General features: G+C 72.5%; 18 protein-coding genes. 7 read left to right on the top strand and 11 right to left on the bottom strand.

Features of this window, described 5'->3' with window-relative positions; translation table 11 throughout:
- Positions 1–51: 51 nt before the first annotated feature.
- Positions 52–2,544 (bottom strand): ThuA domain-containing protein, encoded by a 2,493-nt coding sequence (locus ACZ46W_RS02325; RefSeq protein WP_468329982.1) that lies wholly within the window; start codon positions 2,542–2,544, stop codon positions 52–54.
- 195 nt (positions 2,545–2,739) lie between these two features.
- On the opposite strand from ACZ46W_RS02325, the gene ACZ46W_RS02320 reads away from it, so the two are divergent.
- Both ACZ46W_RS02320 and ACZ46W_RS02315 read left to right on the top strand, forming a co-directional pair.
- Positions 2,740–3,744: a multicopper oxidase domain-containing protein gene (locus ACZ46W_RS02320; RefSeq protein WP_468329979.1), complete on the top strand. Its 1,005-nt coding sequence runs from the start codon at positions 2,740–2,742 to the stop codon at positions 3,742–3,744.
- Between the two features lie 141 nt (positions 3,745–3,885).
- Positions 3,886–4,737, top strand: coding sequence for an alpha/beta fold hydrolase (locus ACZ46W_RS02315; RefSeq protein WP_468329976.1), 852 nt, complete (start codon positions 3,886–3,888; stop codon positions 4,735–4,737).
- Between the two features lie 22 nt (positions 4,738–4,759).
- On the opposite strand, the gene ACZ46W_RS02310 is transcribed toward ACZ46W_RS02315, so the two are convergent.
- Entirely contained in the window at positions 4,760–5,401 is a 642-nt protein-coding gene (locus ACZ46W_RS02310) for a TetR/AcrR family transcriptional regulator (protein ID WP_468329973.1), read from the bottom strand.
- A gap of 140 nt (positions 5,402–5,541) precedes the next feature.
- Here ACZ46W_RS02310 and ACZ46W_RS02305 point away from each other — a divergent pair, with 140 nt between their 5' ends.
- Positions 5,542–6,339 (top strand): VOC family protein, encoded by a 798-nt coding sequence (locus ACZ46W_RS02305; RefSeq protein WP_468329970.1) that lies wholly within the window; start codon positions 5,542–5,544, stop codon positions 6,337–6,339.
- Here the strand turns inward: ACZ46W_RS02305 and ACZ46W_RS02300 are convergent.
- From ACZ46W_RS02300 to ACZ46W_RS02290, 3 genes are all read right to left on the bottom strand, one after another.
- Positions 6,314–6,646, bottom strand: coding sequence for a hypothetical protein (locus ACZ46W_RS02300; protein ID WP_468329967.1), 333 nt, complete (start codon positions 6,644–6,646; stop codon positions 6,314–6,316). The genes ACZ46W_RS02305 and ACZ46W_RS02300 overlap by 26 nt on opposite strands.
- Positions 6,640–7,824 (bottom strand): hypothetical protein, encoded by a 1,185-nt coding sequence (locus ACZ46W_RS02295; protein WP_468332380.1) that lies wholly within the window; start codon positions 7,822–7,824, stop codon positions 6,640–6,642. The genes ACZ46W_RS02300 and ACZ46W_RS02295 overlap by 7 nt, the downstream gene beginning before the upstream one ends.
- Before the next feature lie 125 nt (positions 7,825–7,949).
- The gene (locus ACZ46W_RS02290; RefSeq protein WP_468329964.1) at positions 7,950–8,399 is read right to left on the bottom strand and encodes a hypothetical protein; all 450 of its coding nucleotides are present in this window, start codon (positions 8,397–8,399) and stop codon (positions 7,950–7,952) included.
- Positions 8,400–8,644: 245 nt separating this feature from the next.
- On the opposite strand from ACZ46W_RS02290, the gene ACZ46W_RS02285 reads away from it, so the two are divergent.
- Positions 8,645–9,025, top strand: coding sequence for a hypothetical protein (locus ACZ46W_RS02285; RefSeq protein ID WP_468329961.1), 381 nt, complete (start codon positions 8,645–8,647; stop codon positions 9,023–9,025).
- Positions 9,026–9,299: 274 nt separating this feature from the next.
- Here the strand turns inward: ACZ46W_RS02285 and ACZ46W_RS02280 are convergent, their stop codons facing one another.
- From ACZ46W_RS02280 to ACZ46W_RS02260, 5 genes are all read right to left on the bottom strand, one after another.
- Positions 9,300–10,070 (bottom strand): M23 family metallopeptidase, encoded by a 771-nt coding sequence (locus ACZ46W_RS02280; RefSeq protein ID WP_468329958.1) that lies wholly within the window; start codon positions 10,068–10,070, stop codon positions 9,300–9,302.
- A gap of 53 nt (positions 10,071–10,123) precedes the next feature.
- Positions 10,124–11,008: an NlpC/P60 family protein gene (locus ACZ46W_RS02275; RefSeq protein WP_468329956.1), complete on the bottom strand. Its 885-nt coding sequence runs from the start codon at positions 11,006–11,008 to the stop codon at positions 10,124–10,126.
- Positions 11,005–11,670 (bottom strand): RNA polymerase sigma factor, encoded by a 666-nt coding sequence (locus ACZ46W_RS02270; protein WP_468329953.1) that lies wholly within the window; start codon positions 11,668–11,670, stop codon positions 11,005–11,007. Before ACZ46W_RS02270 ends, ACZ46W_RS02275 begins: the two co-directional genes overlap by 4 nt.
- Positions 11,671–11,821: 151 nt before the next feature.
- A complete protein-coding gene (locus ACZ46W_RS02265) occupies positions 11,822–12,481 on the bottom strand; it encodes a M15 family metallopeptidase (RefSeq protein WP_468329950.1) in 660 nt (219 codons plus the stop codon).
- Positions 12,482–12,547: 66 nt separating this feature from the next.
- Positions 12,548–15,865, bottom strand: a complete 3,318-nt coding sequence (locus ACZ46W_RS02260; RefSeq protein ID WP_468329947.1) for an AfsR/SARP family transcriptional regulator — start codon at positions 15,863–15,865, stop codon at positions 12,548–12,550.
- Between the two features lie 351 nt (positions 15,866–16,216).
- Here ACZ46W_RS02260 and ACZ46W_RS02255 point away from each other — a divergent pair, with 351 nt between their 5' ends.
- From ACZ46W_RS02255 to ACZ46W_RS02245, 3 genes are all read left to right on the top strand, one after another.
- Complete coding sequence (locus ACZ46W_RS02255; RefSeq protein ID WP_468329944.1) at positions 16,217–16,606, top strand: SH3 domain-containing protein; 390 nt, start codon at positions 16,217–16,219, stop codon at positions 16,604–16,606.
- Positions 16,607–17,021: 415 nt separating this feature from the next.
- Entirely contained in the window at positions 17,022–17,273 is a 252-nt protein-coding gene (locus ACZ46W_RS02250; RefSeq protein ID WP_126884597.1) for a WhiB family transcriptional regulator, read from the top strand.
- Positions 17,274–17,339: 66 nt separating this feature from the next.
- Positions 17,340–18,716 carry an SDR family oxidoreductase gene (locus ACZ46W_RS02245; protein ID WP_468329939.1) on the top strand — a complete coding sequence of 459 codons (1,377 nt, stop codon included), beginning with the start codon at positions 17,340–17,342 and terminating at the stop codon, positions 18,714–18,716.
- Positions 18,717–18,854: 138 nt separating this feature from the next.
- Here the strand turns inward: ACZ46W_RS02245 and ACZ46W_RS02240 are convergent, their stop codons facing one another.
- The gene (locus tag ACZ46W_RS02240; RefSeq protein ID WP_468329936.1) at positions 18,855–19,826 is read right to left on the bottom strand and encodes an acyl-ACP desaturase; all 972 of its coding nucleotides are present in this window, start codon (positions 19,824–19,826) and stop codon (positions 18,855–18,857) included.
- Between the last annotated feature and the right edge of the window lie 145 nt (positions 19,827–19,971).

The raw sequence follows: 19,971 nt of genomic DNA, 5'->3' as shown, positions 1-19,971 counted from the left end.
CGAGCAGAGCCGTCCACAACCGCGGGGAGCGGTGTCTCACCGTACTGGAGCTCACTGCGCCGCCCCCTTCCTCGCGAGACCGTCGGCGGCGGGCGTCGGCTCGCCGCCCTTGTACGTCACGCGCCACAGCGCGGACTGGGGGTCGGAGGTGAAGAAGCCGCGCCCGTAGTCCAGGACGTACAGCGAACCGTCCGGCGCGAACTTCCAGTCCATCAGGTTGCGGATGCCACCGGACCCCACCGGGATGATCTTCTTCAGGGACTCGGCGTGCACCGGCAGCCCGCCCTTGCCGACCGTCCTCGGGTCCATCAGCACGGCGTGCCGCGGCTGGTCGCCGTCGTAGAAGTCACCGACGAACCACTTGCCGTCCCAATACGCCGGCCACTTGACCGTGCTGTCGGACGCCGTGTCGTACCGGTACACCGGGCCGTTCATGGTCGCCTGGCCGCCGCCCTTGAGCCAGGGCAGCAGCACCTTCTGCTCCTCCGTCCGGTAGCTGGGCACCCCGTTGGCGTCGCGGGGGTAGTCCACGCCGCCGCCTTGCGGCGAGTACCAGATCGAGTTCGGTGTGACGGGTGGCAGGTTCACCAGGCCGTCGTTGTTCGGCGACTCGTTCTTCGGCTTGGCGCAGTCGTACCAGCCGAGCGGCTTGCCCGGGTCGGGCAGGTTGCGGTCCCGGTAGGGCTGGTTGTTGCCCATGCAGTACGGCCAGCCGTGGTTGCCCGCCTTGGTGATCGCGGCGAACGTGTCGTACTTCGAGGGGCCCCACGTCGTGGACGGCGCACCGGCGTCGGGGCCGACCCACCCCGCGTAGAGGATGTCGGTCTGCTGGTCGACGAAGATCCGGGCCGGGTTGCGCACGCCCATCACATAGATCTCGCCGCGCGTCTTGCCGCCGCCCTCGTCCGGCTCCTCGCCGGTGAAGAGGTTGCCCTCGGGAATCGTGTACGTGCCGTCGTCCTCCGGGTGGATGCGGAGGATCTTGCCGTTGAGGTTGTTGGTGTTGCCCGAGGTGCGGCGGGCGTCGGCGAACGAGACGCCCTTGAAGTCCGGCTCGGGGTTGTTGCCCGAGTACCCCGAGCTGAAGCCGCTGGAGTTGTTGTCACCGGTGGCGATGTACAGGTTCTCCTTGGAGTCCCAGGCCATGCCGCCGCCCGCGTGGCAGCAACTGTGGATCTGCACCGGCCACTTCAGAAGCACCTTCTCACTCGCCGGGTCCAGACGGTTGGTGGCGAGGTCCAGGGTGAAGCGGGAGACGTACCGCTCCGCCATGTGCGTGTCGCGGTTGATCCGCGAGTGGGGTGTGTAGTGCAGGTACACCCAGCCGTTGGAGAGGAAGTCCGGGTCGAGCTCGATGCCGAGGAGACCCTCCTCGTTCTTGATCAGCTCGTCGCCGCCGCCCTTGTTGCCGAAGACCGTCAGCTCGCCCGCGAGCTGCACCTTCTTCGTCTTCGGGTCGTAGACGTGGATCTCGCCCTTGCCCTTGCCGATGTCCGGGTTGTTCCAGTCGGTCACCACGGGCTTCGAGGAGTCCGCGCCGCCGCGCCCGATGTAGAGGATGCGCCCGTCGGGGGCGGCGACCAGGCCGTGCGGCTCACCGATCTGGTCGTTCTGCCCCGGCTGGTTGGGCCGGGTGACCCGCTCCGCGGTGTAGTTGGCGTCGATGGTGGCCTTGCAGTCGGCACGGGACAGCCGGGTCGTCCACAGCAGCGCGCCGCGCAGGTGCTCGCGGAAGTCGGTCTCGGCGAACGAGTCGGCCGTACCGCCCATGCCCGTGTAGAAGGACCGGCCGCCGTCGTAGTCACGGCACCAGGAGACCGGGTGGTCCCAGCCGTTGGCGCTCGCGCCCGGCTGGTAGGTGCTCTCCTTGACCCGCGCCACCGTGTGCACCTTGCCCGACGGGTTGACCGTCCAGTTGAGCCACTTGTCCGGGCGCTTCCAGTTCAGCGGCAACCGCTTGGTGGCCGGGTGCTGCCGGTCCCCGACCTCGACGGTCGCGCGCTGGACGGCGGTGGGGCCGTTCGCGGCGGGCCGGGCGCCCACCAGTCCGGTGAACCAGTCCGAATACGGCTCGGTGCGCGCCGCGTCGTGGATGCCGAGGAAGCCGCCGCCGGCCTCCATGTACGCCTCCAGGCCCGCCTCCTGCTCCGGGTCGAGCACATCGCCGCCACCGGTCAGGAACACCACCGCGTTGTACCGGCCGAGCTTGCGGGCGTTGGTGAACACCGAGGCGTCGTCCGTGGCCTCGGTACGGAACTGCTGGGCGGCCGGGCCGGATTGGCCGATCGCCTCGATCGCCGCGATACCGGCGTCGACGGTCGGGGGCTCGGACGTGGCCGAGGCGTGGAAGACCAGCACGCGCACATTGGCCCCGCCGGGCGGCGACGGTATCGACAACGTTGTCCGAACGGGGCTCGGCTCACCGGGATTGGGCTCGGCGGTGGCCGCCGTCCCGCTGAGCAGGGAGGCCGCCATGGCGCCGGCGGCGAGAGCAACCCCCGCCCGGCGGCGGGATCTTGACCGGTGATGTGGTGCACGGTGCATGTGTTCACCCACCCCTCTGTGGTCACAGCAAACGACGATGAAGCTAGACCTCTTTCCGCGACACGCCAATAGCTTGACACCAATCCCGCGAACTTTGTCCTGGCTGTGGATAAACCCGTCCCCGCCCGGCTACGGTGTGCCCGTCCGGGGGGCGCTTCGCCCCGTCATCCTCCGCACCGCACTGGGGAGTTCGGCATGGACAGACGGAGCTTCAACCGGCGCCTGCTGGCCGGGGGAGCGGTTGCCGCGACCGGCGTGACATCGTTGTCCTCGGCTTCCGCGTCCCTGGCCTCCGCGCCCGGCGCGGTATCGGCCGAGACGCCGCCGCGCACCGCCCCGGCGGGCGGCCAGGTGCGCCACCTCAAGCTGTACGCAGAGAAACTGGCGGACGGTCAGATGGGCTACGGGCTGGAGAAGGGCAAGGCCACCATCCCCGGGCCGCTGATCGAGCTGAACGAAGGGGACACGCTCCACATCGAGTTCGAGAACACCATGGACGTCCCGGTCAGCCTGCACGTCCACGGCGTGGACTACGACGTGGCGAACGACGGTACGAGGATGAACCGCAGCCATGTGGAGCCCGGCGGCACCCGCACCTACACCTGGCGCACCCATGCCCCCGGCCGCCGCAAGGACGGCACCTGGCGCGCCGGAAGCGCGGGTTACTGGCACTACCACGACCACGTCGTGGGCACCGACCACGGCACGGGCGGCATCCGCAAGGGGCTGTACGGGCCGGTCGTCGTGCGCCGCAAGGGCGACATCCTGCCGGACAAGCAGTTCACGATCGTCTTCAACGACATGACGATCAACAACAGGCCGGGTCATCAGAGCCCCGACTTCCGGGCCACGGTCGGCGACCGGGTCGAGATCATCATGATCACCCACGGCGAGTACTACCACACCTTCCACATGCACGGTCACCGGTGGGCGGACAACCGTACCGGCATGCTCACCGGCCCGGACGACCCCAGCCCCGTCATCGACAACAAGATCACCGGACCCGCCGACTCCTTCGGCTTCCAGATCATCGCGGGCGAGCACGTGGGCGCCGGCGCCTGGATGTACCACTGCCACGTCCAGAGCCACTCCGACATGGGCATGGCCGGGCTCTTCCTGGTGGCCAAGCCCGACGGCACGATCCCCGGCTACGAGCCGCACCACCCCACGACGGCCACGGGCGGCGCGCACGCCGACTGAGCGTCCCGGCTTTCCGCCGTTTCCGCCCGCCCGCCCCGGAGTGCCGGGGCGGGCTTTTCTTCCCCATAAGACTATACGAACGATCGTGCTAGCATTTTCTGTCTCGCCCCGGCCGACCGAGGAGAACCCGGCATGCATCCCATGGCTCCACTCCTTCGCACCGCCCTCAGCACCACCTCCCGCGTCTCGTCCCGCCTCTCCGGCAGGCTCGCCTTCGCCGCCTTCGTCCAGCCCCTGGGGCGCAGCCGCGTCCGGTCGGCCGAGCGCCCACTGCTGAACCGCGCCCGGCTCGGCACGCTGCGGGTGAACGGAAGGAACGTCGTCACATACGCGTGGGGCGACGGCGCCCGCCCGGTGCTCCTGGTCCACGGCTGGTCGTCACGGAGCTCCCGGTTCAGCGCGTTCATCGCCGCCCTCCGCGACAAGGGCTACAGCCCCGTCACCTTCGACGCGCCGGGGCACGGCGACTCGGAGGGGCGCGCGAGCAACATCCGCGACTACCGCGAGATCATCGGGCGGCTGCACGCCGAGCACGGTGACTTCGAGGCCGTCCTCGCGCACTCCTTCGGAGTGCTGGCGTCCTTCGTCGCGCTGCACGACGGCGTCGTGGCACACCGGTTCGTCGGCATCGGAGGCGTCGCCGAGTTCGACCACCTCCTCGACGCGTTCTGCGCGCGACTCGGCCTGCACGAGCGGCTGAAGGACGACATCCGCGGCCACGTCGAGCGCCGCCTCTTCCCCGGCGAGCCCGGCATATGGCAGCGCCTCACCGCCACCTACGAGGCGGACCGACTGGCCGCGCCCGTCCTGCTGTTCCACGACGAGGACGACGACATGACCCCGGTGGCCCAGTCACGCCTCGCCGCCGCCGCCCACGGCGACCGCGCCCGCCTCGTCGTCACCAAGGGCCTCGGTCACCGGCGCATCCTCGCCGACCCGGACGTGGTCGCCCAGGCGGTCGACTTCGTCGTCACGGCCGACGCCCGGCCCTGACGGGGCGATGCCGTGGCGGGGCCTACGGCCGCTGCGGCAGTGCCCCGGGGTCCGTCACCTCGGCGCGCAGCCGGCTCAGGATGCCCCTGGCGGCCCGGTCGTACGCGGAGTCGTCGTCGTGCAGCACCGACTGGGCGTTCGCCGCCTCCATCAGCGCGATGATCTCGAACGCCACCTGGCCCACGTCCATGCCGGGGCCGAAACCGCCCGCCGAACGGGCCTCGTCCAGGGTCCGCTCCACGTACGCCACCCAGTCGTGGCGCGCCTTCGCGATGGCCTCGTGCACCGGCCCGCTGCGGGCGTCGAACTCGGCCGACACGCCGTAGAAGAAGCACCCGCCCGCGAACACCCGCTCCCGGGAGTACCCGAGCCAGTTGTCGCACAGCGCCCACACCCGCCCCGGCCCGGGCGGCAGGTCCCGTACCGGGGCGATCACCCGTTCGACGTACACGGCGACCGCCGCCCGTACCGTCGCCAGTTGCAGCTCCTCCTTGGAGCCGAACAGGGCGAAGACCCCGCTCTTGCTCAGCTTCAGCTCCGTGGCGATACGCCCCAGGGAGAGGCCCTCCAGCCCCTCCACCGAGGCGATGTCCACCGTGCGCCCGAGGATCAGCCGCCGGGTCTGGTTGCCGCGCTCGACCCGTCCGTCACGTCCGTCCGTCATCCGCCCAGCGTACTGAACGCACGGTCGTGCGGTCAGCTCGCGGTGCCGGGCGCTCCCGGTCGACGCCGGAGGCGGGCCCGATCATGCGTGCGGGCGCCCTCCTGATGCGGGGGTCCGGCCACGGCAGCAGACTCGGCACCATGCTGACCACCCGTTACCTCACCGGCTCCCCGAACTGGGTCGACCTGGGCACACCCGACCTCCAGGGCGCGGAATCCTTCTACGGCGCCCTGTTCGGCTGGCGCTTCCGGTCGGCCGGTCCCGAGGCAGGCGGATACGGCATGTTCCAGTTGGACGGCAGGACCGTCGCCGGCGGCATGACGGTCCCGCCCGAGCAGGCGCCGCCCGGGTGGACCGTCTACTTCCGGACACCGGACGCCGACGCCACGGCGGCGGCCGTGCGCGAAGGCGGCGGAAGCGTGCTGTCCGAGCCCATGGACGTCTTCGACCTCGGCCGCATGGCGGTCTTCGCCGACCCGGCCGGCGTCGGCTTCGCCGTCTGGCAGCCCGGCGCCAACAAGGGACTGGACGTGGTCACCGACCCGCACAGCCTGTGCTGGACGGAGCTGTACACCCGCGACCCGGCCGCCGCCATGGCCTTCTACGGATCGGTGCTCGGCATCGAGTCGTCCGCCGTACCGTGGCCCGACGGCACGGGCTCGTACATCCTGCTCACCCCGGCCGAAGGCGGTGACGACGACTCCTTCGGCGGCGTGGTCCCCCTCGAATCGGATCCCCTGGAGGCGGCGGAGGGCCCCTACTGGACGCCCTACTTCGAGGTCCCCGACACCGACGCGACGGTCGCCAAGGCCGAAGAACTGGGCGGCACCGTCCGCCTCTCCCCGAGCGAAATGGGCGGCGTGGGCCGCTACGCCAAACTGACCGACCCCTACGGCGCCCGCTTCGCGGTCATCACCAGCACCCCGACACCGCCCTAGTAGTGACGACCAGTCCGATCCGGTCCTGGCCGAACAGCGCGCGGAGCAGCGATTCGTCCCCCCCGGGCCGCTCCTGAGCCGCGGGGGCGACGCAGACCATGAAACGCGCCTGGCCGCCCGCGGGCAGCGGCACCACCGTGGCGTCCACCTCCAGGTCCGAGCCGTCCGGGTGGGTCAGGGACGCCCGTAGTCCCCGGCGCTGCTCGCGCAGCGCCGCGGTCCATTGTCCGGGTCGCCGGTGACCTCCGTGATGCGCCGTGGCGGGCGGCCGGACACGGGCGGGCCCCGGCGGTCGCGCTGTCAGCACACCGGCACTCCGGGCACCTGGTTCTCCGGCGTGCTGAGGTAGATGTTGCTCATGAAGCCGCTGTACTGGGGAAGGTAGGCCCACCAGTCGTTGACGTAGGGCGGCACGCTGACCTGCTGGCCGCGCTTCTGGCACCGTACGAGGACCTCCACCCCGGCGGGCAGCGTCGTGAGCGGGGTCGCCGCGGTCGTCGCCTCGGCGCGGACCCGTACGCCGCTGCCCCAGGTGCCGATCCAGGTGCCCGCCGGACGTGTGGCGCCGGGGACGTTCAGCGAGCGGGTCAGCCGGCCCACGTCCGAGTAGGCCTTGCCGTACGCCGTCCCGGCCGGATGGAGCGTGAGGACGGCCACGATGGAACGGTCGCCGGCGCCCACCACACCGGTCGTGTGCAGTGCCGGGCGCGCGAGGTCGACGGCCTCGGCTCCCGCCGCGGCCCGCTCACCGCCGGCCCTGTCGGCCCCCTCGTCCGCGTGCTCGCCGTCCTCCGCGTCCGTGCTCCGGGCGGCGGTGCCGGCCGTGGTCGTGCACCCGCCGGAACCGAAGCCGGACCAGCCCTGCTTGACGGCCCAGGGGCGGTCGAAGGAGCCCGCGATGCCGAAGTGCTGGTCGTAGCCGTCGGCGGCGCAGCGGGTGGACTGCCGCAGATTGCCGAGGACGTAGTCGCGCACGGCGGCGGGGGAGGAGTCGAGCAGATAGCGGTAGATCTTCACGGTGTCGCGTGCCGACAGGGCCGTGTATCCCCAGTAGCCGGGGTGCGTGGACGGGGGCCGGGCCGTGTCCGTCAGGCCGAGCCGTGCGACCATCCGGTCGACGATCGCGCCGGAGCCGTTGGCGGACCAGAAGTGGCTGGCCGCGGCGTCATCGCTGGCACGCAGCATGGCGTCCACCCGGGCTCTGTCCGCCGCGGCCAGGGCGTCGGGGGCGCGGTTCCACAGCAGGTCCAGGGCGATCAGCAGTTTGACCACGGAGGCCGACCGGAACTGGCCGGCGCTGTTGACCTGCTCGGTGAAGGCGCCGGTCTGCCGGTCGAAGACGGCGACGCCGGCCGTCACCCCGGCGGGAACTTCGGCTTGCGCCGCGGACGGTGACGGCGTCCTGTCGGGTACGGCGGCGGCGCCGGCGCCCAGGAGGGTGCACAGCAGGGCCGTCGCCGCCCCGAACAGGACGCCCGCTCTCATCGCCGCGCGGGTGCGGGCGGGCAGGGGAATGCGCGTCGCGGTCATGTCGGCTTCTCTCGTGAGGGTGACGCCCCGGCGGACACCGGGGCGGGCTGCGCCGGCGCGCTGTGGCAGGGCCGGGCGGGTCACGGTCCGTAGCACGGCGAGGGAACACCGGGCAGTTTGTTGTCCGGGTGGGCGATGAAGTAGCTCGCCATCCAGCCGTCGGTGCCGCGCGTGCGGTTGTAGGCGAAGACCCAGTACGGATTGCCGCCGATCGTCTCCCCGAGCATCTGGCAGGAGATCTCCAGTCGGTCGCCCGGCTGCGCCCGGCCGGTGACGTCCGGGCAGTTGGTGGTGGAGGGGCGTTCCGGGCAGGCCCATCCGTTTATTTGCTGCAGGTCCTTCCGCATGTTGACGTCGGTGGCCCAGGTGGTGAAGACCGGGTAGGCGGCCTGCTCGCCGGCGGTCATCCGCGCGGCCGACTGGGCGGGGGCGGCCGGCCGGGCGGAGGCCGTGCCCGCGCCGAGGGCCAGCGCGCCGAGCAGGGCCGCGGCGCCGATCGGGTGGGCGATGCGCCGAAGTGCCGTCGTCATGGTGGTGTCCTTCCGGACGGATCGAGGGTGCGCCGCCCGGGATCCGGTCGGCGGGGGTGGTGTGCTCACCTCGCTGTCCAGACGTGATCGCGACCCGCCCCGTATGAGACCGGGCCGGAGGAAAACCGCTCGCTCCGGCGCTCATACGGCGACGCCGCCGCTCCCGTCTCCCGGGCGGGGGCGGCTCATCACCGCCCCCGCCGACCGCGACCCCCCGGGTCCCTCATTCGACGGAGCGTTTGACGATGTCCCAGCTCAGCACCCGCGTCGCCGCCGCCGGTATCGCCGCCGGCGCCGCCCTCAGCCTGCTCGTCTCGGCCGGCGCGGCGGAGGCCCGCCCCAACGGGTTCTACGTCTCGCTGCAGCCCAACAGCAACGTACGGACCGCCCCGAACACACAGAGCACGATCCGCGTCAACACCGGCCCGACCGTCGACCGGTTCTACATGGAGGGCCTCTGCTACGTGTACGGCCAGAGCGTGACCGCCAGCGGATACACGACCGCCGTCTGGTACTACGGCCACGTCGTCGACGGCATAGGCCACTCGCGGTACACCGGCTCCTACGTGTGGGGCGGCAACGTCAACATCGGCGCCGACCCCTCCGACTCCGTCGACCCCTGCTGACGGTCCGCCGGCCGGAAACGCCTCGCCCCCGGAACCCGAGCGGGTTCCGGGGGCGAGGAGGAAGATCTCGCTCATGTACAGATCGGGGACCATGCCCGTCGCCGGGAACTTGACCCACCAGGTGTGCCAGTAGCCGCCGTAGGTGGCACGACCGCGTCCGGGGTGCCGGGCGCGGAGTCGGCCGCCTGCGCGGGCGCGGTGAGGCCGGGGCACAGGAGCGCCGCGGCGGTCAGAGCCGCCGCCGCGAGGCCCCTGGCGCCGGCCCGCAGGCCGGTCAGCAGGCCGGCACGCCCGGAAGCCAGGCGGCCGGGTGGTCGATGTAGATGTTGGTGATGTAGCCGCCGAGCGCCGGGATGTAGGACCAGGCGTCGTTGCTGTAGCCCTCGGCGTGGACCATGTCACCGCGCTTCTGGCACTTCACGTACACCGGGGTCGGCCCGCTGATCGTGCGCACGACCGCGGCGTTCAGCCGGGCGTCGGCGCGGACGTTGACGGAGGTGCCCCAGGTCGTGAAGTTCGTGCCCGAGTTGCCGCCGCCGGGCGTGCACGGCAGGCTCACGCCCCGCTCCGCCATGTACGGCACCGGATTGATGCCGCGGCCGCCGGCGGTCGAGGCCTGCACCTCGAAGTGCAGGTGGGGGCCGCTGGAGGCGCCCCGGTTGCCCATGGTGGCGATCTGCTGTCCGCCGCTCACGCGCTGGCCCGTCGACACCCCGATCGTGTCCATGTGGCCGTACTCGGTCACGGTGCCGTCGTCGTGCTTGATACGGATCCACAGTCCGTAACCGGTAGCCGGACCCGCGGCGATGACGCTGCCGTCTCCGGCCGCGTAGATCGGGGTGCCCGTGACGTTGGCGATGTCGACACCGTCGTGCTCGCCGACGGTCGGCGACCACCACTGGGTCACCTGGCCCGCGGCCGGACAGAACCCGGTGTAACCGGCGGGCGCGGCCTGCGCGGAGCCGGCCGTGAGCGGAACCAGCCCCGCCGCGACGATCGAGGCGGCGAGCAGGCCGATGGAACGGGTGCGCTTGAGTGCGCGCATGGCGGATTCTCCTTTGTGCGGTGGTGCGGGACGAGGTGGCGTGGTGACCGCGGTCAGCAGGCGGGGACGCCGGGCAGCCAGGCGGCGGGGTCGGCGATGAAGATGTTGGAGATCCAGGCGTCGTACTTGGGGACGTAGGACCAGGCGTCGTTGCTGTAGCCCTCGGCGTGCACCATTTGTGCGCGCGCCTGGCACAGCACGTCGAGCGGGGTGGGTCCCGGCAGACGGGTCACCACCGTGCTGCCGGTGTTGGGCTGCTTGCGCAGCGCGACGTCCGTGCCCCAGGTCATAAACCGCTTGGTGTCCGCCGGCGGCTGTTCGCCGCCGGTGATGCGCAGGGCACCGGCGTACTGGGCGTTCAGCCGTACGTCGCTCACCATCACCGTCGTTCCCGACTCACGGGCCTCGACCATCTTGCCGTTGCCGAGGTAGACGGCGATGTGGTGGACGCTGGAGAGGTTCGCCGGGTCCGAACCCCACATCACCAGATCACCCGGCTGGAGCGGGGCAAGACCCTGGCCGGGGGTGAAGCGGGCGGTGGCTCCGCTCCAGCGGGCCTGGTTCCAGGTGCCCTCGGGCAGCGCGATGCGGGCTCCCTGCCACGCCGCGTACTGCACCAGGTGCCCGCAGTCGAAGCCCTTCACCTGGCTGTCGTGGGCGCCTGGACCGCCGCCGGGATAGTCCTGCCCGTACGTCGGCCCGTTGATGGAGCCGCCGCCCCAGGAGTACGGCACGCCGATCTGCGAGCAGGCGGCGTTGACGATGGCCTGCGCCTGGGCCGAGGCGCTCGCCAGGGGGCGGCATTCGGTGGTCGTGGTCGTGGTCGTGGTCGCGGCCGGCGCGCCGGTCGGCCGCGGTGCGTGGGCCGTCGCCGTTCCGGCACAGCAGATCGAGGCGGCGAGCAGCATTCCCGCCGTCGTCGCCAGTCTGCGGTTCATGCGGCGCATGAGGTCTCCCCGTGGGTTCGGGCGCGCGTCGCGCGCTCGTCGTTCTCCGTGGTGCAGACGGGACCGGGGCGCGTCTCGTATGCGTCGAGCGCCGCGCGAATCTTGGCGAGACCCCGCATCCGGTTGCGCTGCACGGTCCCGCGGTGGGCGCCGAGCCGTTCGCCCGCCATGTCGTGGGTCAGTCCCTCGATGTCCACGAGGATCACCGCCGCCGCTTCCTTGGGCGACAGACCGCGCAGCAGCGCCAGGGTCACCACCGCGGCCTCCCGTGCCGCGAACCCGCCGTCCCAGCTCGGCTCGGGCATCCGGTCGGTGCAGTGCTCCCGGCGGGACGGGCGCAGCCAGGAGTCGCGCAGCAGGTTCAGCGCGGCCGCGCAGGTGTAGGCGTACGGATGCGCCTGGCGGGCCAGCACGCGCGCGTGGGCCCGGCGGGACAGCCGCAGATACGTCTCCTGCAACAGGTCGTCGGCGTCGTGCGGGTTGCCCGTCAGCGCCAGCAGCCGATTGCGCAGCCGGGGCATCGCGGCGGTGAACGCCTCGTCGAATTCGGCGGCGGTCATGTGGCCGGCGGCGGCCTCGGCCTCGGCGGCGGTCCGTCTGCCGTGCGCTGTCTCGGGTGTCGAGGACGTGGTCGCGGCACGGGTGCTCGTCACAGTGTTTTCCCCCGGGTCGGTCCGGTCGGTGAGGCCGGACAGGTCGAACAGGTCGGTCCGTTCGGATCGGTTGGTTCGGGTGGGTCTGGTCGGCCAGGTCGGCCGGAACGGCGTGTGCCGATGGGTGGTGCGGCCGGACGCGGACGGGCCGCTACGGGATGCGCCGGGCGACGGGCCCGTACCTGGCGGCCGGCGCCCCGGTCAGCAGCGCCCAGTACCGGTCGCCGAACGACCAGTGCCACCACTCCGTCGGGTAGTTGACGAAACCCGCGGCCGTCATCGCCCGGCCCATCACCTCGCGGTGGGCCCGGGACCTGGCGTCGATGTTGACGGCGGCCGTGCGGCAGCCACCGTCGCTCTCCTCCGGAGTGGCGTTGACCTCGGTCCCGAGCGGCAGTTCGACGCCGTCCTCGGTGCACAGGGTCAGGTCGACGGCGCCACCGCTGACGTGCGGAGCGACCTCCGGCGGTGAGATGTACGCGCTGGTCAGCTCACGTATCCGCGCCACGTCCGCGCCGGGGTGGGCCAGGCGCATCTCGTCGGCGTAGCTGTCGAAGTACCTGCTCTGCAGCTCGGGAGGGCGGAAACCCTCCACCATCAGCAGGCAGATCCCGTCGGGCAGCGCGGCCTGGGCGAGCAGGAGCCGACGCATCACGTCCGCCCGGACGTGGGCGTACGACCCGTCCTCGTCGGCCTGACGCCGGTCGACGCGCAACACGGGGACCTCGCGGGCGTCGACCAGCGGTTCGCCGTTCTCGGCGACCGGGGTGGCGGCGACCCGCCGATCCGAAAGGAGGATGATCTCTGTCACGCTCACAGCGTGCGCGCGGGCTCTGCAAAACCGCTGCACATCCCCTGCACCTCCGTCTGCAGAGGATCAGCAGGCACCCGCATCCCCGGACTCGCCCGTCGCGCCGGCCTCGTCGGCTTCCCGGCTGCCGAGCGCGCGGAAGATTTCGAACGCCTCCTGGTGCCGGACGCGCGCCGTCTCCAGCTCGCCCCGTGCCGCCGCGACGCTCCCCAGATCACGCAGGGTCCGGGCGCGCCACAGCGGCAGTTCGAGTTCCTCCCACAGCGACAGGGCCGTGTGCAGGCACTCCGCGGCGGCCTCCCAGGCCCCCGCGGCCAGATGCCACTCCCCGAGCGTCCGCAGCACCAGGGCCTGGCCGAAGCGGTCCTGCCGCTCACGGGTGGTCTCCAGACACCGGTCGAGCCGCTCGCGCGCCTCCGGCAGCCGGCCCTGCCGGATGTGCACCTTCGCCAGCGACTGCCCCGTGTACATGGCGCCGAAGACGTCCCCGGTCTCCTGGAAGAGATCCAGCGCCTGGCCCAACAAGCGCTCGGCATCCGTCAGTTCGCCCGTGGCCCGGTGGCACAGCGCGAGCCCGCGCAGAGCGAGCGCCTCGCCGTGCCGGTTGCCGGCCGCCGCGTACAGCCGGTGCGCCGTGGACAGCTCGCACCTCGCCTCGTCGTATGCGCCCCGGTCGCGGTGTACGCCGCCGATGCCGTAGCGCTGATGGGCCTCGCCCGTGCCGTCCCGTAGTTCCCGGTACAGCGGAAGGGCACGGCCCATCAGCTCCAGGGCCTCGTCGAAGCGGGCCTGCTCGCGGCGGGCCGAGCCCATGCCGGCCAGCGCGCCCGCCACACCCCGGGGCGCCGCCGTCCGTTCGAAGAGGACCAGCGCGTCGGCGAAGAAGGCGTAGGCCTCTTCGAAGCGGTCCTGCTGCAGGCGCAGTTCGCCCAGGCCGTGCAGCAGCCAGGCCTCTCCCTCGACGTCCCGGGTGCGGCGCACCGCGTCCAGGGCGACGGCGTGCGAGCGGGACCACGCGTCGAACTGGTTGTACCGGGCCGCGGAACTGGCCACCACTGCGGCGGCCAGGTCGCGTGCCGTGCGGGACAGCCCGTGGTCGGCACAGTGCTTGACGGCGGCGACGAGGCAGGGCTGCTCGGCGGCGAACCACGCGGCGGGCCGGGCGAGCAGTTCCTCGCGCACGTGCGGTTCGAGCGGCCCGGCGTCCCGGGCGGCGGCCAGCAGCCGCGAGGCCTCGCCCGGCCCTCGGGAGGAGGCTGCCTTGGCCATCGACAGCCAGCGGCCCGCCAGCCTCAGCACCGCGGCGTCCCGGTCCTCGGCGCTCTCCTCGGACAGACAGCGCTCCCGGGCGTGCTCCCGCGCGAGATCGTGGATCCGGTACCGGATCCGGCCGGTCTCGTCGGCGCCGGTCACGTCGATGAAGTGGCAATCCACCAACCGCTCCACCGCCTCCTCCGCCTCGTCCACCGTGATGTCGAGCAGTGGCGCTGCGATCCAGGCGGGGAAGTCGGGCAGGTCCATCAGGGCCAGCCGGCGCAGCGCCCGCCTCTCCTGCTCGTCGAGATCGGCGTAGCCCAGCCCCAGGCTCGCGCGCACCTCCAGGTCCCCGGCCTGGAGTTCGTCCAGCCGTCTGCGTTCGTCGCGCAGCCGAGCGGCGAGACGGGCCGGGGTCCAGTGCGGCCGGGCCGCGAGGCGGGCGCCGGCGATGCGGACGGCGAGCGGCAGATGACCGCACAGGGCGACGATCTCGGCGGAGTGCGAGGGCTCCGCGCGCGCCCGCCCGCCGCCGGCCACCCGGGCCAGGAGATCGAGTGCCTCCGCCTCGGAGGGGGCGGTCAGTTCCAGACGGCTCGCGCCTTCCAGGGCCACCAGGCGCCGGCGGCTGGTGACCAGTACGGCCGAGCCGCCGCCCGACGGCAGCAGCGGCCGCAGGTGCGCCTCTCCCACGGCGTTGTCGAGGATGAGGAGGACTCGTCGGCGGGCCGTGTACGTGCGGTAGAGGCCGACGAGGTCGTCCTCGTCACCGGACAGATCCTCGGCGTCGACGCCGAGCGCCCGCAGCAGCCGAGCCAGCGCGTCGGCGGTCGGCAGCGGCGCGGAGTCGGAGGCCCGCAGGTCCAGGAACAGCCGGCCGTCCGGGAAACGGGCGGACGTGCGGTGGCCGACGTGCACGGCCAGCGCGGTCTTGCCCATCCCGGAGCGCCCGGAGATCACACCGATGGCCGGGGCGGTCCGGGACGTGTCGTCGGCGCCCTCCAGCAGGGCCGTGGCCCAGGCGATCTGTTCGCCGCGGCCGACGAAGTCGGCGACGTCCGGCGGTAGGTGGGAGGGTGCGGGCCGGTCGGTGCCGCCGGATTCCGCCCGCGGCCGCTCCCGGCCGGGCGCGAACGCCGCCGACCGGACGGAGGGACCTGGGGCCGCGACGGGGCCGACGGGATCGGCGCCGGCCGCCCCGGCGGGCGGGACCGGCGCGTGGGAGACGAGGGCGGGGGAGAGGGGGGTGGGAGATACGGGGGCGGGGGAGCGGGATGCGCGGGACAGCGAGGTGGGGGAGAGGGAGGTGGGAGATACGGAGGCAGGGGAGACGGAGGCGGAGGAGATATGGGCGGGCGGGACATGGGCGGGGGAAACCCGGGCGCCCAGCACACCGGTGTCCGCGCGTAACAGGGCCTGGTGCAGGGCGCGCAGCTCCGGGCCCGGGTCGATGCCCAGTTCCGTCTGGAACAGGGCGCGTCCCTCCTCGTAGACCCGCAGCCCGTCCGGCACCCGCCCGGTCCGGAACAGCGCCGTCATCAGCTGCCCGCGCGGCCGTTCGCGCAGTGGATTGGCGGCCACGTGCGCGAGGAGTTCGGCCACCAGCTCCGCGGGGCAGCCGAGGGCCAGTTCCGCGGCGAACCGCTCCTCCTGTGCCGTGAGCCGGAGCTCCGCCAGACGTGCGGCCTCGATCCGGGCGAAGGACTGCCCGACCCCTTCCAGGGCCTCCGGTCCGCGCCACAGCGCCATCGCGTCCCGCAGGACGTCGACGGCCTCGGCGGCCCTGCCCTCCGAGGTCATGCGGCTGCCCAGGGCCAGCGCCCGCTCGAAACGGCGTGCGTCGACGCGGGACGGGGGCAGCTCGGCGAGGTAGCCGGGGGCCCGGGTGCGGATCGTCTCCGCGGCGCCGGCCGTGGCCAGCGCGCGACGCAGTCCGGACACGTGCGAGGCGACCAACGCCCGTGCGGTCGCGGGAGGTTGCTCCTCCCAGACCAGGTCCACCAGACGGTCCACGGAGACCACCTCGCCCAGATGGACGACCAGGGCCGCCAGTATCGCCGTCGGCTTTGAACCGTTCAGCGGAACTCTTCGGTCCCCGCCCCACACCTCGACGGGCCCCAGAAGGCGCATGTCCACGGTCGTCCCCCGATTCGCGTCCCCGGCTCTCGGCACCGACGATACGGCGGGCCGTTCCCGGGCATGCCGGAGAACGGATCGCCTTCCCGCTATGTGGCGATCCGATGACGCCGGACAATGACCGGAAACGCCTGAGCTGTGGCCGGTTCCCTCCTCCGTCGGTCGAGAGCGTGATCAGGGCCCGCAGGGGCCGGTGGGGAGACGGGACCGCGGGGTCGCCCGTATGAGCGCGTTCGGGCGTGAAATCGGCCCGCGGAGCACTCATACGCGAGGACCGGACCGCCCGTCACCTTCCCGGCGGCGAGCACCCGTCGCCGAACACCGATCGCGTCCCCGGAGGAACCCATGTCCCAGCGAACCAGCCGCCTGCGTCGTACGGCCGCGGCGGTGGTCGCCGCGTGCGGCGCCGCGCTGTCCCTGATCAGCGCCGCACCGGCGCAGGCCGCGAGCAACACCGTCGGCGTCTACGTGTGGGCGACCGACGTCAACATGCGCAGCTGCGGTTCCTTCTCCTGCCCGGCCTACAGCCGCGTCAAGATCAGCCAGATGACCGTGGACGCGCACTGCCAGCTCAAGGGCGACACCGTGGTCGACGGCCCCTACGCCAACAACTGGTGGGTACAGGTGACCGCCGGCGGCCCGCGCGGCTGGATCAGCGCGGTCTACGTCAGCACGGGCGGCAACTGGGAGCCGATCCCGGGTGTGCCGACGCACATCGAGGCCTGCGCTCCCTGACGGGGCGTGACCGCGGGGCCAGACCGCCCGCCTGGCCCTCATGGCCCCTGCCGGGGCCACACCTGGCCGGGGCCGCCGGCGCCGCGCCGTCTCACGGAGCGGCCCCGGCGGCCCCGGCCATGTGGCGTCGTGGCCGGCCTCGATGAAGCCCACCCTCCGGAGGCTGCCTCCTACGCCTTGCACCTGCACGCTCCCCCTCGGCGTCGCCTGGGGAACCCCCAGACCCCGCTCACCAGCACCACAAGCGCACCCGAACCCCACACCGTCGCGACACCGACACCCCGACCGAATCGAACCCCTTGCCGATCACGCCTCGGAGGCCCATGCTTACGGAGCGAACCAACGCGGTCCCGGCCGTCCTGCCGTTGATCGTTCGTTGACGTCCCGTTTATCGGAGCGGGGCAGCGTGTTCGGCATGCCGATCAACCGCACCACTCGCGACGACCACGAACTCTCCTGGCAGGAAACCGCCCTGTGCGCCCAGACCGGCCCGGAGTTCTTCTTCCCGGACCCGGGCTCCTCCACCCGCGAGGCCAAGCGCCTCTGCGCCGCCTGCGAAGGCCGCGAGGCCTGCCTCGAATACGCCCTCACCCACGACGAGCGCTTCGGCGTCTGGGGCGGCCTCTCGGAGAAGGAGCGGTACGCGCTCCGGCGGCAGGGGCGCTGATCCCGGGACGCAGCGGGGGATAACCGGATGCCCGTGCGAGCCGCCCACCCTTAAGATCACATGCGCATGGAGCAGCAGCACAGCGCAGTGACGGACGACGAGCTGGCCGCATTCGGCCGCACGGTGGGGCGGCTACGCGCCCTGCCCCTGGACGACCCGATACGCATGCGGGCCGAGCAAGTCGCCGCCTCCTTCGCCCGCGAGAGCCGCAACAAGCGCCGCAAGGCCCGGCAGCGGGCGCGGTCCGAGGCCGACGCCGTGCTCAGTGCCGCCACCGCCACCGGTGCGCTCGACCGGCGGGAGGACGCACCCCTGCCCACCCGGCGCGGCACCGTGGGGGAGTTCCTCAAGCCCCGCCACTGCTATGTCTGCAAAGCGCCCTATCGACAGGCCGACGCGTTCTACCACCGGCTCTGCCCCGTCTGCGCCGACGGCAACGCCGCCCGCCGGGCCCTGACCACCGACCTCACCGGGCGTCGCGCGCTGCTCACCGGCGGCCGCGTGAAGATCGGGTTCCAGTTGGCCCTGATGATGCTCCGCGACGGCGCCGAGCTCCTCGTCACCAGCCGCTTCCCGCATGACACGCTGCGCCGCTTCCGCGCCGCCGAGGGCAGCGAGCGGTGGCTGGAGCGGCTCACCGTCGTCGCCATCGACCTCCGCGACCCGCGCCAGGTCCTCGGCCTGTGCGAGCGGCTCCTCGCCGACGGCCGGCCCCTGGACATCCTCGTCAACAACGCCGCCCAGACGATCCGCCGCCCGCCGGAGTCGTACGCCGCGCTCCGGGCCGGGGAGCGGGGCGAGCTGCCGGCCGGCGTCATCGCCGCGCCCGGGTACGCCCCCGCGCTCCCGGCCACCGGTGGCGGCGCCCTCGCCCTCGTACTCGAAGGCCTGGACAGCCTCCACGGGCTGGACGGTCTCGACGGCGAAACGGACGAGGCCGGGCTGCTGCCCGACCCCGCGCCGCACAACTCCTGGTCCGCGCGGCTCGGCGAGCTGGACCCCGCCGAGCTGCTGGAGACCCAGCTCGTCAACGCCCTCGCCCCCGCGCTGCTGTGCGACCGCCTGCTGCCGCTGCTGCGGGCATCCCCGCACCCGCGCCGCTACATCGTCAACGTCAGCGCGGTGGAGGGGCGGTTCGCCGTGCGCAACAAGACGGCCGGCCACCCGCACACCAACATGGCCAAGGCCGCGCTCAACATGCTCACCCGCACCAGCGGCGAGCACCTCGCCGGACAGGGCGTCCACATGTGCAGCGTCGACACCGGCTGGATCACCGACGAGAACCCCGCACCCCGCAAGGCGCGGATCGCCGCCGCCGGGACCCGCACCCCGCTGGACGTCGTGGACGGCGCCGCCCGCGTCTACGACCCGATCGTGCGGGGCGAGGCGGGCGCACCGGTCGCCGGGGTCTTCCTGAAGGACTACCGGCCGGCCGCCTGGTGATACGGGGCGGGCGGCACCGTGCGCCGGGCGGCGCTCCCCGCCCGACCGGAGCCGGCCGCCACCGCGGCGGGTGGGGCCCCGGCCGGGAGAGGGCGGGGCGGGGGCCCGGGCCGGGGGAGGGCGGGGCGCCCGCCGGGGTCAGCGGCCGCGGGCCGCCATGCGGGCCTTGCGGGCGGCGAGCTTCTCGTCGAACTTGCGCGCCTCGTCGTCCAGCCCGCCCATGTACAGGCCCAGCTCCTCCTGCGCCTTCAGGCCCTCCGGGCCCAGCCCGTCGATGTCCAGGACCTTCAGGAAGCGCAGCACGGGCTGGAGGACGTCGTCGTGGTGGATGCGCAGGTTGTAGATCTCGCCGATGGCCATCTGCGCGGCCGCCCGCTCGAAGCCCGGCATGCCGTGTCCGGGCATGCGGAAGTTCACGACCACGTCGCGGACGGCCTGCATGGTCAGGTCCGGGGCGATCTCGAAGGCCGCGCCCAGCAGGTTCCGGTAGAAGACCATGTGCAGGTTCTCGTCGGTCGCGATGCGCGCCAGCATCCGGTCGCAGACCGGGTCGCCCGACTGGTGGCCGGTGTTGCGGTGCGAGATGCGGGTCGCGAGCTCCTGGAAGGCGACGTACGCGACCGAGTGCAGCATCGAGTGGCGGTTGTCCGACTCGAAGCCCTCGCTCATGTGCGCCATCCGGAACTGCTCCAGCTTGTCCGGGTCCACGGCGCGCGAGGCGAGCAGGTAGTCGCGCATCACGATGCCGTGCCGGCCCTCCTCGGCGGTCCAGCGGTGCACCCAGGTGCCCCAGGCGCCGTCCCGGCCGAAGAGGGTGGCGATCTCGTGGTGGTAGCTCGGCAGGTTGTCCTCGGTCAGCAGGTTGACCACGAGCGCGATCTTGCCGATGTCGGTGACCTTGGACTGCTCCGGCTCCCAGGCCTCGCCGTCCTCGAACAAGCCGGGGAAATTACGGGCGTCCGACCACGGCACGTACTCGTGCGGCATCCAGTCCTTGACGACCTTGAGGTGGCGGTTGAGCTCCTTCTCGACCACCTCCTCCAGGGCGTACAGCAGCCGGGCGTCGGTCCACACGTCCGAACTGCCGAGGTGGGGAGAGGTGAGGGTCATGCGGGTGCTCCTGGGGACGGGAGAATTACCTACGGGCTCGTAGGTTACGAAACCGTAGGTTAAGGGGGCCGTAAGCCTCAGCCAAGCCCGGGTCCAGGGATGGACGCTTACGTTCCGTTATGGGCGGAGGTCACGTGGCCGCACA

The organism is Streptomyces sp. NPDC031064, from assembly GCF_055570965.1.
The sequence above is the reverse complement of the archived record's forward strand: the minus strand, read 5'-3'. Positions and strand labels throughout refer to the sequence as shown.